Here is a 13408-nt window from a genome sequence, read left to right as displayed (position 1 = left end):
CTTAGTTCTCCTTGTTTTGACTACGAGACACTTGCTCGTCATTTTGCCAAAAATCATAAAAATTAAACCATTGATACGGATAGGCCGCAGCATAAAAACTGAGCCTTTGCGCATAATCGCTAACAATTTGTTGTAATGTTTGTTGCCTCGTTTTACGCGGTAAAACGAGTTTGTCGGCGTATTTTTCAAAAATCACGCGGTAAAATGTTTCGCCATTGGGCTTTTTATCTTTTAAACAAAACAGATGAAACACCGGGCAATCTAACAGCGCAGCTAAAATAAATGGCCCTTGTGAAAAGGGGGCTGGCTTACCTAAAAAGTCAGCTTCGATAACTCTTCCTGCGGTGGTGGTACTGGTTCTATCACCGACTATCACCACAATTTCACCCTGCTCGACTTTCTCTTTGAGCATAATTGCCATATCTGGGCCAAGATCGGTTACTTGAATGAGGTTTACTGCAACATCCGGATTAATACTTTTCAGTAATTTATTAAATTCTACAGCATGATGCGTAAACACCAATACATTGATTTTTTTACTGTTTCGGTGTTGGCTAAGGGCTCTACATACCTCTAAGTTACCAAGGTGTGAGCCGATAAAAATAGCCCCTTGCTGTTGCTCATCAAGTTGTTTAAACAGCGCTTCGTTGGTGTAAAGAATATTATGTTGCTGAATTCGTCCAAGCCATGCATCTATTTTGTCAAAGGCGCTGTCAGCGAAGCAGCGAAAATGACGAAAGCTATCGCGCCAAGTAACTGCTTTACTATTGCCATTCACTTTACGCGCTTGGGTTAAGAATGCATGTGACGCTTGGCGGGCAGTTTTGCCAGTTAAAAACAAATAAAACACCACCGGAAACAACACCAACCACAAGCCTTTTCGACCAAATACGCGATAACATACGAGCAATATTTGCATGCCTAAGCGATTGCCACGTTCTTGCATTTTTGACCAATGTTTTACAGCCATTAGCCTGCCACCTTACGCCAAAGCAGCTTAGGTGAGCGTAGCAACATGCCAAAGAATAAACGCGTATGCAGCCACGAAATTCCCACGTTATCGTGTAAGGCTCGAAAATGAGATACGCCATTTTCAGGGTAAATGACCTGGGTTGGCAAAAACGTGACTTTAACACCTTGCCAATAAAGCCTGACTAAAATTTCAATATCAAAGTCCATGCGCTTGCCAAGCGTTTGCTTAGCCATTAATTGTTCAACGGCTGCTAAGGGGTAAACCCGAAAACCACACATTGAATCAACAATATCAAAGCTGAGCGTTTCTACCCAAACCCAAAAATGGGTGATGTAACGACTTAAATAACGGTGCTTAGGCACTGAGCTATCATAAATAGGACAACCACTGATCACCTTGTTAGGTGATGCATTACTTAGTTCAATCAACTTACTAATATCTGCTAACGAATGCTGGCCGTCAGCATCAACCTGAATGGCATGGCTGAACCCTTGCTGATAGGCAGCCATCAACCCAGTTTGAACTGCCCCACCCTTACCTTGATTTTGAGCATGGCTTATCAAGGTTAAAAAATCGTACTTAGCGTTAAGCGTTGCAAATACTTGTTTGGCATCAGCGTCACTGCCATCATCAACCATGATTATCGGCAGCTGTAGCTCTTTTAGCTCATCGAGTACAGCAGCAATAGCATGGGTGTGATTGTAATTAGGAATAACAATACAAAACTGGTTCATGGCTTAATCACAAAATACAATTCGACCAGACGCATGCTGGCCTTTTTCTGATTGATAGCTAAACAAACATTTGCCTTTTGCATTGCGCTCAAGGGTGAGGTTTACCGTCATATCAGGGGTTGTTACTACCTGAAACTTTAACACTTCTAAATCTTGTACTAGTTTGCCAAAACCCAAATATTGCTGAGCATATTTTACTGCCCAATCCAGCTGTACTACGCCTGCTAAAATTGGCGCATCTGGAAAGTGGCCGCGAAAATAATCTAAATCAGCCGCAATGGTTAACGCTAAACTCACGCTAGTTTCTGTTTGTGATAAAACGGCCACCTCTGGGGTCACGTTATTCAGGCTTGGCAAAATACTGCTCCAATGTTTTTAAACTTAATTTAGCTTGGCTGTTAAAAGGAAGTGCATCGATGTAGCGCCATTTACGTGGTAAGCAAATACGTTCAAAGCGGTTTGAGAGGTGTGCTTGTAAAGCGCGGTTAATTGCCAATTTACCCTGTTGTTCAAGCTCTTTATTAGCTTCTTCACTGAGTACAACCACCGCACCAATTTGCACGCGCTTAGCTGGAATAACCACCACTTTTGCTTCTTTTATCCAGTCGTGACTTTGCAGATAACTCTCAAGCTCATCTAGGTTTAAACGTTTTTCTTCAATTTTTATCGTTCTGTCTATACGGCCCAACAGTTTAAATTGACCATTTTTATGAACGAGTGCTCTATCGTCTAAAGGGAAATTCGATTGCTCTAAAATCGCAGAATCTAGCATCAAGCGCCCTTCATGATTCAGCGATAAAAAATTACCATTAAACGGCTGCCATGGTACATCAACCGCCGCCTGTGTAACTTGTCGATAAGCAATACCGCCGGTTTCGGTACTACCAAATACTTGGGTAGCCGGGCGAGCTAACTGGTTAAATAAAGTTTCGGCATGTTCATTGTTGAGTGGTCCGCCAGAGGAAAATAACCACTTAATTTTGTCGCGTTCAGGAATTAACACATTATCAGCACATAAACGACCAAGTTGCGCAGGGCTTGAAACGAGCGCTGCATAACGAATATTTTTTAGTCTTTGCGCAATATGTTCAGGATACTGAATTTGTTCACTATCAATTATATGGCCTTTCGCCAACGGCCAAAGTAAACGAAATAATAAGCCGTAAATATGTTGATGCGAAACGGTTGCTAAAAACGTAAACTGGCTGGGTAAGTCAAATGACATTGAAAGTACTGCAAGCTCTCGATTTAATACCCGCCACGGTTTCACTATCGGTTTAGATTGTCCTGATGAGCCTGACGTATAAAATATAACCGCTGTGTTTGTTGGCCATTGTAAACGGTTAGTTTGCAAAGGCGTGTGACCAAGACTTTGCTCAAGGTTAGTAAATAGCACATCATCATTGATATTGGTCGCATCGCCGGCAAAAAAAGCAGACTGTGCTAGCAATAAACTTAAGGTTTCGTGCTGACCATTAGGTGGCAAAATAACATTATAACCACTACACGCTAAGGCAAATAAGCGCACTGCAAATTGGTAGGTATCAGGATGGAATAACACCACATGGCTGCCAGCTTTAAGCGCTGTGAGCTTACTTTGATAAGCCGCAATATCAGCAAAAAACTGTGTTTGTGTTATTGGCTGCCCTGCAACAACAAATGCAGCGTCTGGGTGAAATTTCAGGTTACTCGCTACCATTACTTTTAACCTTTTGTCTTACAAGCCATTCCACAAGGCCTAAGAGAGCAATCAAAATATAGGCTATTAATCCGTTGTACAGAGTCCATGTCTGTAACGAAGTAAATAGGCTAGTGTATAACGCAATACTGCCATTAATAATAAAAAACGCGCACCATACTTTAGTAACTTGGCGCGTGTAATTAACCCCTTTCTCATCAAGATCAGGCTCTTTAATTCGAGCAAAACTTTCAATGACTGTTGGGCCACTTTTCAACGAATAAGCAAAGGTTATGGCCATTACTGTATTTATAATGACTGGGTAAAGCTTTAAGCCCAGATCACTGTTAAAAAACTGCGTTGTTGCTAAAGCGATAATAGCCAAAATAGAGGCTGGCTTTATCCATGGCATAGATGTCAGTAACTTCTTGCTAAGTAAAAGCCTTAAACCTAACAATACCATCAATACCAAGCTCACTTGCCTTAATGAGATATGCTGTAATCCAAAATACACAATAAATGGGTATAAAGATAAGCATACTAAGAGCAATGTTGTGGTTATCGCTTTGAGCATAGTAATGTTTATGAAACGAGTTTTTCTACTTCGTTTACAACATCTTGCACAGTACGCACTTGCTTAAATGCATCTGGCTCAATTTTCTTACCAGTGATTTCGCGTAGTTTTACAACTAAGTCAACAGCATCAATGCTATCAAGATCTAGGTCTTGATACAGGTGCGCATCTAGGCTGATATCATCAGCATCGATCTCAAATTCATCTACTAAAATGCCCTGTAAAACGTTGTAAATGTCAGCAGCGGTTTTCATGCTTATTCCTACTTCTAAGTCTGTATTATGATTGGTGTTGGTTAATAAATTCTGCCAGTGCATCTACCGATGCAAAATGGGCTTTTGTTTGTTCTGAGTTTGCGTCAATCTTAACGTTAAACTCTTTTTTAATGGCTAAGCCAAGCTCAAGCGCATCGATGCTATCTAGGCCTAAACCATCAACAAACAAAGGTTGGTCATTTTCAATATCATCCACGGTAATATCTTCAAGATCTAAGCTGCTAATGATTAATTGTTTTATTTTGTTCTTTAGTTCAGTCATAGGTGCCTGAGTTCCTCTGAAAAGTAATGTTGCAAATCACGGGTTAATTGTCGTGCTTGCATGGCGGGTTGTTCATTATTAAATGTGTCGTTAAACGTAAATGGGTCAGTGGCAAAGCGCATCTCAAAATGCGCTTTTGTTGCAGCAACGCAATACCATGGTGTGCCTTTGGTCAAAGTGCTGGGCTTCATACTAATCAGCACTGAGGTAATTGGAGCTTTACAACGCGCAGCAATATTCGCAGCGCCACGCTTAAATTTTAGCTGTTCACCTGGGGTTGTGCGGGTGCCTTCAGGAAAGATTATCAGATTATTTCCAGCAGCGAGAGATGCTTCACAATCATTCAGTAACTCTTGCGGGTCTTCATTACTAATATAACCTGTGCCTTTAATTACACCGCGCATAAATGGATTTTTAAATAAGTGTGCTTTGACCACGCAGTCAGCATTTTTAATCACAGATATCAGCACCACAACATCAATTAATGAAGGGTGATTGGCAAGAACTAATTGCCCTCTCAGGTCATGAAATTTCTGTTTATCTTGCACAGAAAAATGGATAGCACCGGTGTAATGCATTAAGGCAACAAAGAATTTAAAACTATAGTGAACCGTTAAACGGGCTTTTTGCTTACGTTTCGCTTGGCAAGGTTCAAATAAACGTTGTAGAGGCAAAACCAGCAAGGTGAGTACAATACCGCCAAAACCAAATACAGAAAAACAAAACCCGGTTGCCAGTACCCGCCAAATTTTATTCAACTTAATGTAAACGTTAGTCGCCATGGTACTGTAGCATCCAAGCTGATTGTTGATGCGAAAGCAGCGATTGTGATCCTTTGCTTGTTAAAGCAGCTGCTAATTGCAAACTCAGTGGTAAACACGAGTCACTTTGAGTATGTTCTGATTCAGGTAGTTTTGTTAATTCAAAATACGGCTTACCGGTCTGCGCTGTTGATAATACGAACGATACACTATGAGCAATTTGTTGCTCGTCGCTAAATGGTAAGTACTCATCTGGTAATACACTTTCGGCATGAGCAATCAAAATCTGCTGTTCAATACCACTATGAACACGCGCAAAACCATCTATCATGGCAGAAATAATGCTGTCTTGGTCACCAGCAATAGCATTCATCGGGGCTTTGTTTTTTGCAATAATCGAGAACAACCCAGTGACAGCATTATGCACACTCAGACCAAATGCGGTCGGAGAAAGAGGTTCTTGTTCAACAAGTGAATGTAACAATTGCGCTGTTTTTGGTAAGTCGCCATGACGCGATGAAAAATTAACAGCTAGCTGCTGATACTCACCTTGCGCTTGATGCATAGTATGAAGCGCCATTTTCATAAATGGGCTTAAGCGGCGGCGCTGCATCGGTGCAACCCAGCTTAAATCAAGGTCAGCAAGATTGAGATGGCTTAATTCTGCTATTTGTTGCTCGGGTGCAACCCATAAACTCAAATTCTCAACAACAAATTTCACAAATATTATTCTTATAACGCCAAACGATTGCTAATTTTACCTATTAGCTACAAAAAAGTAAAACAATGGTGCTTAATTACAGCCGCAATTAAGCACTCATTCATTTTTATCGTAAAATAACGTCTTTTTCGGTTAAAAGTTGTGCTTTTTCACCTACTATATCAGCAACATCGAGTTCGTTAATGTAACCTAAACCGATTTCTTGCTGAGCACTTGTTAGTGGCACATAAGGAAGACGGAACACAGGATTTACCGCGCCTGTCATCATAAGTGCCGTATTGATTGCAATTGGATTAGGCTCGCAGAATAACCAGCCCATAAGTGGTTGTAGTTTTGCATTAAGTGCATCATTTTGCTCATCCATTAACTGACGGAATAAGCCTGGAATAATATTAGATGTAACCGAGATAACACCGTGGGCTTTATGAATGTGTCTTGCATCATGCGCTTCATCGTCATTACCTGACCAACAAGCAATACCTTGCTGTTCATAATGAGCAATACGCTCATTGCCACCGCACTCTTTTACACCGATAAAGTTTTCGTGCTTCGCGAGTGGCTCAATGATATCGGGTGTTAAGTCTTGGCCTGTACGACCTGCTACGTTGTAGATAAACGCAGGACCAATATCAAGTAAACGATTAAAGTGCTCTTTCACACCCGCCAGCGACGTACGTCCGTAATAAGGGTTAATTTGTAGCGCTGCATCCATACCGGTGGCAAAACCATACTCGGTTGCTTTAATCGCTTCTCGCGTATTGTTGCTACCTGTATTACCGACAATTAATAAACGGTCAGAGAATTTGCTAACACTGTGAGCAATTAGCATTAAGTGTTCTTCCCAATTCATTAATTGCCCTTCACCTGTGGTACCACCGACAATAATGCCATCAACACCAGCTGCAATTTGCTGTTCAACAAGGTCGTCATAACATGCAAGATCAATTTCACCATTGGTTAAATAAGGTGTTTTTATAGCGGTGATCAAACTTGCTTGTTTAATTGTTTCTAGGTTGCGCATAACTTTTTTAATGTTTGGAAAATTTGCGCTAGTTGTATCACAAACACAGGCATTTTCCGAGTAGTGTGCTGCAATAAATAAAAATACTTGAGAAAAAATCAAAGTTAAGCCAAAATCAAATACTGTATAAATTAACAGTATTTATTGTGAGTATTTGATAATGCAACTTTCAAAATTTTTGGCAACCTACTTTTATACCACCGAAGAGCTGTGCCATACCCTCTCAATTGATGAGGAAACGCTATCGGCATGGCAACAAAGTAGTTTATTTCCAAAGCCGAGTTATTGTTTGCAGAGTCAATTAGAATGCAGTTCGTATTCGGGCATTTATCAATGCGAAGAATATCAAGACTATTACCCTCGTGGTGCCACTAGTTGGGGGCAATTAATTATCAAACATGACATAAGCTCATCCTGCCAAGCGTTTAATTATTTTGCTCAGCAATATTCAAATCAACTCAGTAAGCTTGCTGAGCAAGGCTTTGCTATCGATGAAGAATTATTTGGCAGTGAAATTGACGAGCACTTACAGCAAGTTTGGCAGCAGTTTTTATGCAGTAAATACGGTGTGCTAACACAAAATGGCTTAGTTGAAGAAGCCGTACAGCTCGATGTGGCTAAGTTATTGATTGATGATATTACTGAACTACGCACTAAAACAGGTTTAAGCGTGGAAGAGCGCCAAAGCTTACATAAGGCGCTCAAATTAATGAACCGCGCGTTAAGTCATGGTACGGGCAACGAAGGTAAAAACACCTTACGCCATCGTTATATTGATGACGTAGTGGCAAAGTACGATCTATCGGTAAAATAACCTCTCATTTTTGCGCTTAAAATGAAGCGAAACTGAATGATCGCACAAAGTTACAACAGTGTTTATTTTGTTATAAATAGGTTAATACAATTTGCTACCTTTGTTTTGTAGGTTTTCATCTGCTTGATCGATAGATTGGTCTGGTTGAGTTATTGCTCTTGTCATATTTGTTATTTTAACAGCTAGCAATAACTCCTTTCTTCCAAACTAATTACATCAAAATAAAGGATGAAAAGATGAAACCTTTTCCAAGGCTTGGTCGCTTAAAGGCGACCTACTTAGCCATGCTCGGCTTATCGATTGCCCAACCAGCAACCGCAGAAGAATCATTTGTTACACAACAAAGTAAAGCGGATGCCCTTACATTCACTTTGATCACTGGGGACAAAGTATCGGCTGTTGTCAATAAAGACGGCAAGCTAGGCGGCATTCGATTAGTGAATGCAGATGGTTCAGATACATTCACCAGTATCTTTAAACGTGGTAACAACACCTATGTTGTTCCAAACCATGCTCAAGCCTTAGTTGATTCAAATGCGATCGATTTAGAGTTATTTAACATTAATAAGTTATATGAATCGGGTTACGATGATGCATCAACCGACGCGCTCCCCGTCATTGTTGAATACCGCGACGGCACCCTTGCAGGATCTGCAGTCCCAGCAACGCTTGCTGGTATGTCATTAACCGGTGAAATTGAGCTAATCGACAGCGCCGCATTTGCAATCAACAAAGACAAAGCAGCGCAAACTTGGCAAACCCTGGTTGCACAAGCTGACGTTGAAGGTATTTGGCTTGATGCTGTCGTTCATGCTCACAAGGTTACCCAGTCAGAAACACTGACTCCAACAGTCTCACTAACCGGCGCATATGGTGAGTCAGCGATTAACTATAATGGCGAAGGTATTAAAGTTGCCGTACTTGATACAGGCTACGACACCGAGCACCCAGACTTACTAGGTCGTGTCATTGCATCACGTGATTTTACGTATTCGAGCAACGGTGTAGATGACTTAAATGGTCATGGAACTCATACAGCCTCAACCGTTGCAGGCAATGGCCATGAGTCAGCAGGCAAATGGGTCGGTGTGGCACCAGCCGCCGATTTAATTATCGGTAAAGTACTTGGTAATACTGGAGGAGGATCAACCTACGGTATTTTAAATGGCATGCAATGGGCGGTGCTTTCAGAACAAGCTGACATTGTAAATATGTCATTGGGTGGCACAGCAACAATCTGTAGTGGCCCATTGGTTGAGATGGTTGAAGCGCTTAGCGATAAGGCTTTATTTGTTATCTCTGCGGGCAATAGCTTTACCCGTGAAACGATTGGTTCACCGGGCTGCGCGCCAAGTGCATTAACCGTGGGTGCTATTGATCGTGATGGCAATACGGCGTCGTTCTCTTCACGCGGTCCATCGCCAGATGGCCACTCAGCAAAACCAGATATTGCCTCGCAAGGTGTCTCTGTGGTTGCCGCGGCTTCTGGTGGCTTAGGTGATACGGCCTACCGCGTGTATTCAGGTACATCAATGGCTGCCCCGCATGTTGCCGGTGGTGCTGCAATTGTAATGCAAGCTCGCCAAAACCTTACGCCAAAAGAAATTAAAGACGTGCTTACATCATCTGTATTTAGTAGTGATTCTCACGTCCTTGAGCAAGGTGCCGGTGCCATGAATATCGACCGTGCCATTGACCAAGCTATTGTGGCCCCTGCAAACCGTGAACTTGGCTACTTTGATAATGCCAATAGTGCATTTACCGAAACACAGATCACGTTAACAAACACCTCTGATGAAAATATTAAATTAAAATTGAAATTAGATTTAATCGGTGAAGATGGCAAAACACAATTACCGGCGACCTTGGCAGGGTTAGATGTTAAATCTGTGACAATCCCAGCCAAAGGTGTTGCTCAAGTCCCTATGTGGATTGACCCTAGTGTGGCACTTAATAACAGTGCTTATGGTGCAATTACAGGTCGTATCACAGGCAAAACCGTTGGCAATACCGACCAACAAGTGACTGTGCCAGTGTCATTTTGGATTGACCAACCTCATGTTAATTTAACTGTTAACCTGACTGATCGCTGGGGTAATCAAGCAGGCTCTCCATCTAAGCTTTACTTAATAAATGAAGAAGATGATTGGGGCAGTCTTGTTAGGCTCACTGGCGGTAAAGCCAATATCGATGTACCTGCTGGTTACTATACGTTGATTGCTAACATTATGACTTACGATAATCCGCAAACCAGCTCTGGTTTAGTAGAATCAGCGGCACAAATGGCTGTATTAAATCGTAAGATTGATGGCAAAACAGAGATTAACTTTGATGCACGTAACGCTCAGCCTGTTACCTTTAAAGCTGACCAGCCTCTTGATCCACAAGGTTATTCGTTTGGCTTTACTTACGCGATTGACGATCAAGAAGTTGCGAAGCTTGCAGCTATCGAAATGGCTCCTGATTACGTAAATGATATGTTTGCATGGTCACAAGGTCATGACGATCGTTTTCGCTCATTTATCACCACCCGCGCGGTAGCTCCAGAAACAACCGTCACAATGCAAAACGGGGTTGAACTTGATTACATCAAACAAGGTTTAGCACTGTCTTTTCACGGTGAGGGCTCTGCAGAAGTCGTGCCAGTAGGTGATGCTGGCTACAGCACTGATTGGAGTCAATTTGAGTTAGACGGCAAAATTGCGCTTATTGCTAACCCTAATTACCTCACGTCTTACATGGTCGGTAATGCGATGAAAAATGGCGCCAGTGGTGTGATCTTTTATCGTCCTGGTCGTGGCGGCCGATATAAAGGGGCAATCACAGGCACACCAAAAGTCCCCGTGATTGGTATTAGTACCGAACAAGGTGAAGCCTTAATGGCAGAAATCGAGGCTGGCAACAATATCGTTAGCTGGTCTGGTATTGCGGCTGAACGCTCACCTTATGCTTATTCAATAAACCATATTGTTGATGGCCGAATTCAATCTGGGCAAATCAATATTGCTGAACATAAAATGCATAAAATAAGTGCGTCTTATCACTCGCAAAATGACGAGCGCCCTGCATGGACTGATGTTATGGCAATGACCAACAGTACCGGGGAGTTCTACTCAACAGGTAGCTCACAGTTAATTATGTTGCCTCATCAACGTGATGAATATTACACAGCAAGTGCAAAAAATGCATGGACGAATGTCGTTATGCCAAACTATAAAATTCAAAGTGGTGGCGCTTATTTTGATGGTCCACGCGCTATGACTGAAGGTGCTGAACAAAACACCACTTGGTTTAAAGGTCCACGCGCTGGTAGCCTAGGCAGCAGTGGCTCGGCGATTATTAGCCGCGATACCAATGTTCTTTACTTTAATCTTGCCTCGTTTGGCGATGCCGCAAACCATGATGGTATTTTTGGCTTTATGGGTAGCTCAGCCTTTGGTTTAAAAGTAAATGGTGAAGCTGCATCTCCATATCAAGGTACATTAACCCTTGAGCCGGGCTCTCATCAAATTACCTTGGAAATGCGTTCTTATGCCCGTGGTGTTGGTGAGCGCTCTCCAATAAATGATAAGCTAGGTTCTCTTTACCAAGGTTTCTATACATTTACGGCTGACGAGCAGCAACAAGGTGTTCAGCCAATTTTAGTGCCTATGGTTGATTTACCTGTTGATATTAACAACAGCATGAAAGCGGGTGAAGCGGCTCAAGTTAAGTTAACGGGTTTACTTGACGGTGTAGGTGAAGTGGCGCTGGCAGATGTACAGTTCCAATATGCGTACGGCCAAGAATGTACGATTGCTAACGTGCCTGCTTATATCTATTGCCCAGTATCAACGAAGTTCTCAAGCGAAAACTGGTTAGATGCACAAGTTGAACACATTGACGGAGAATGGGTCGCGACTATCCCCAATACTGGCAACGTCGGTGACTTTGTCCATATTCGTACGATTGTTTCTGATTATGGTTCAAGCCAAGCAGAGCAAATTACCATGCGAGCTTACATGTTAGATTAATTAGTTAGCGCTAATCAGCAAAGCCGCCTTCGGGTGGCTTTTTTAATGTAAAAACAACATGATCAAGTATTAAGAATCTAAATGCTCGTACTGACCACGATACACTTCGAAAGTCTTCACAACGGTGTGTTGCTCTTTACTTAGATTATCAAACCAGGTATCGAAACGCTCATCATCATCTTGTTCACTCAGTGCTAAATACTGTGCCAACAACTCAATAATATCGTTGTGAGTACACGACAAGGTGTCTACATGACTAGCTAAAACAGAATGGTCTTTATCGCGAAGCGTGTTCATTACATTTTGATCTAGTTCTTCACGGCTAGTTTTATCATTCACTTCCATATCCCTCTTTAAAATAAGCACGCATACCTAGTTATAACAGCCTTATCGACAATATCCAGCTTTTTAAATCTAACTGCTTATTGATTGCTCAGCTTGTACAAAATTAAGACAAACCAATATAAATAAGAATCATTTTTATCTTGACCCAAACAGTCAACCACCCTACAATTGCTACATTATCACATAACAAATAGGTGCATTATGAAGCCAAATATCCACCCTGATTACCAGCAAGTCGCGTTTCATGATACAGCGGCAGACAGCTATTTTATTATTGGTTCGACAATCAAAACTTCGCGCACGATTGAACTTGAGGGAAGAACCTACCCTTATGTGCCAATTGACGTATCAAGCGATTCACACCCGTTTTATACCGGTAAGCAAAAAGCCGTTGCAAGCGATGGCCGTGTTGCTGCGTTTAATCGTCGTTTCAAAAACTTAGCTAGCAAATAGTTGCTATAAGGAAAGAACATGAAAGTATTAAGTTCATTAAAAAGCGCGAAGAACCGCCCGGGCTGCCAAACCGTAAAGCGTAAAGGTCGTGTCTATGTTATTAATAAAGACAATCCGCGCTTTAAAGCTGTTCAAGGTAAAAAGAAAAAGCGTTAAAAAAGGTGCCTAGGCACCTTTTTTAAATTAAAGTAATTTTAACTCAATAACTTACTTACCAAATAACAACTCCCAAAAACCTGGCGGCTCATGTAGCTCATGGTATTTCTTACGTAGCTCATCAATAGATTTAAGCGGCGCTTTTGCAGCTTCAAGGCCACGGGTCGTTGCAAGTTGCTTAGCTTGCTTTGCTTGATTTATAACTTTATCAAGCCCTTCTAAAGACGCCGTTTTATGCTGTTTAAAATCAGCTGTTTTGGCAGTCTCTAACAACTCAATAAATTCATCGATAGCGGTATTAAAGGTAGCTAAATCAGTTGCTCGCACTGAGTTTTTATAAGCAAGCCCCATGTTTTTCATATTGGCCTCAAGGTCAATATCGGAGGCGGCACTCAAACTAGAAAAAAACAGCAAAAAAATGACAAGAATTAATTTCATAAGATACTCATGTGTAAAACCTTGTCGCCATTATAAACCGAAAAATGTCACTGGCCTAATACATGAGCTTCTCTTAATTTTCACTAAAATAGTACTATCTAGAAAGCGCATCAAAGAACAATAATTATCATTTATATTACATCAATAATAAATGGTGACAGCACTAACTTAAAACCATATAAATTCATAA

General features: G+C 41.5%; 16 protein-coding genes. 4 read left to right on the top strand and 12 right to left on the bottom strand.

Annotated features, from left to right (window positions below; all coding sequences use genetic code 11):
• Position 1: 1 nt before the first annotated feature.
• The 10 genes from AN213_RS13050 to dapA all read right to left on the bottom strand — a co-directional run bounded on the left by AN213_RS13050 (position 2) and on the right by dapA (position 6999).
• Complete coding sequence (locus AN213_RS13050) at positions 2 to 970, bottom strand: acyltransferase (protein ID WP_054562416.1); 969 nt, start codon at positions 968 to 970, stop codon at positions 2 to 4.
• On the bottom strand, positions 970 to 1707 hold the full coding sequence (locus tag AN213_RS13045; RefSeq protein WP_054562417.1) for a glycosyltransferase family 2 protein: 738 nt from the start codon (positions 1705 to 1707) through the stop codon (positions 970 to 972). The genes AN213_RS13050 and AN213_RS13045 overlap by 1 nt, the downstream gene beginning before the upstream one ends.
• 3 nt (positions 1708 to 1710) lie before the next feature.
• Complete coding sequence (locus tag AN213_RS13040) at positions 1711 to 2064, bottom strand: thioester dehydrase (RefSeq protein WP_054562418.1); 354 nt, start codon at positions 2062 to 2064, stop codon at positions 1711 to 1713.
• The gene (locus tag AN213_RS13035; protein ID WP_054562419.1) at positions 2048 to 3406 is read right to left on the bottom strand and encodes a class I adenylate-forming enzyme family protein; all 1359 of its coding nucleotides are present in this window, start codon (positions 3404 to 3406) and stop codon (positions 2048 to 2050) included. The genes AN213_RS13040 and AN213_RS13035 overlap by 17 nt, the downstream gene beginning before the upstream one ends.
• A complete protein-coding gene (locus tag AN213_RS13030) occupies positions 3393 to 3959 on the bottom strand; it encodes a hypothetical protein (RefSeq protein ID WP_054562420.1) in 567 nt (188 codons plus the stop codon). The genes AN213_RS13035 and AN213_RS13030 overlap by 14 nt, the downstream gene beginning before the upstream one ends.
• Positions 3960 to 3967: 8 nt before the next feature.
• Complete coding sequence (locus tag AN213_RS13025) at positions 3968 to 4213, bottom strand: acyl carrier protein (protein ID WP_054554554.1); 246 nt, start codon at positions 4211 to 4213, stop codon at positions 3968 to 3970.
• A 25-nt stretch (positions 4214 to 4238) separates the two neighbouring features.
• Positions 4239 to 4496, bottom strand: a complete 258-nt coding sequence (locus AN213_RS13020) for a phosphopantetheine-binding protein (RefSeq protein ID WP_054554555.1) — start codon at positions 4494 to 4496, stop codon at positions 4239 to 4241.
• Positions 4493 to 5278, bottom strand: a complete 786-nt coding sequence (locus tag AN213_RS13015) for a 1-acyl-sn-glycerol-3-phosphate acyltransferase (protein ID WP_054562421.1) — start codon at positions 5276 to 5278, stop codon at positions 4493 to 4495. The genes AN213_RS13020 and AN213_RS13015 overlap by 4 nt, the downstream gene beginning before the upstream one ends.
• Complete coding sequence (locus AN213_RS13010; protein ID WP_054562422.1) at positions 5268 to 5978, bottom strand: beta-ketoacyl synthase chain length factor; 711 nt, start codon at positions 5976 to 5978, stop codon at positions 5268 to 5270. Before AN213_RS13010 ends, AN213_RS13015 begins: the two co-directional genes overlap by 11 nt.
• Positions 5979 to 6084: 106 nt before the next feature.
• On the bottom strand, positions 6085 to 6999 hold the full coding sequence (gene dapA, locus AN213_RS13005; protein ID WP_054562639.1) for a 4-hydroxy-tetrahydrodipicolinate synthase: 915 nt from the start codon (positions 6997 to 6999) through the stop codon (positions 6085 to 6087).
• Positions 7000 to 7159: 160 nt separating this feature from the next.
• On the opposite strand from dapA, the gene AN213_RS13000 reads away from it, so the two are divergent.
• Both AN213_RS13000 and AN213_RS12995 read left to right on the top strand, forming a co-directional pair.
• The gene (locus AN213_RS13000) at positions 7160 to 7813 is read left to right on the top strand and encodes a DUF6058 family natural product biosynthesis protein (protein WP_054562423.1); all 654 of its coding nucleotides are present in this window, start codon (positions 7160 to 7162) and stop codon (positions 7811 to 7813) included.
• A 236-nt stretch (positions 7814 to 8049) separates the two neighbouring features.
• The gene (locus AN213_RS12995; protein WP_055198801.1) at positions 8050 to 11826 is read left to right on the top strand and encodes a S8 family serine peptidase; all 3777 of its coding nucleotides are present in this window, start codon (positions 8050 to 8052) and stop codon (positions 11824 to 11826) included.
• Between the two features lie 69 nt (positions 11827 to 11895).
• Here the strand turns inward: AN213_RS12995 and AN213_RS12990 are convergent, their stop codons facing one another.
• Complete coding sequence (locus tag AN213_RS12990) at positions 11896 to 12123, bottom strand: hypothetical protein (RefSeq protein WP_408002938.1); 228 nt, start codon at positions 12121 to 12123, stop codon at positions 11896 to 11898.
• Positions 12124 to 12372: 249 nt separating this feature from the next.
• Here AN213_RS12990 and AN213_RS12985 point away from each other — a divergent pair, with 249 nt between their 5' ends.
• Together AN213_RS12985 and ykgO are read left to right on the top strand one after the other, a co-directional pair.
• A complete protein-coding gene (locus AN213_RS12985; RefSeq protein WP_054562425.1) occupies positions 12373 to 12624 on the top strand; it encodes a type B 50S ribosomal protein L31 in 252 nt (83 codons plus the stop codon).
• An 18-nt stretch (positions 12625 to 12642) separates the two neighbouring features.
• Positions 12643 to 12780 (top strand): type B 50S ribosomal protein L36, encoded by a 138-nt coding sequence (gene ykgO / locus AN213_RS12980; protein ID WP_054562426.1) that lies wholly within the window; start codon positions 12643 to 12645, stop codon positions 12778 to 12780.
• Positions 12781 to 12831: 51 nt separating this feature from the next.
• On the opposite strand, the gene AN213_RS12975 is transcribed toward ykgO, so the two are convergent.
• A complete protein-coding gene (locus AN213_RS12975) occupies positions 12832 to 13218 on the bottom strand; it encodes a cytochrome b562 (protein ID WP_054562427.1) in 387 nt (128 codons plus the stop codon).
• Positions 13219 to 13408 lie beyond the last annotated feature (190 nt).

Origin of the sequence: Pseudoalteromonas sp. P1-8, from assembly GCF_001399985.1 — a bacterium.
GTDB lineage: Bacteria > Pseudomonadota > Gammaproteobacteria > Enterobacterales > Alteromonadaceae > Pseudoalteromonas.
This window is presented reverse-complemented; position numbering and strand designations above follow the sequence as displayed.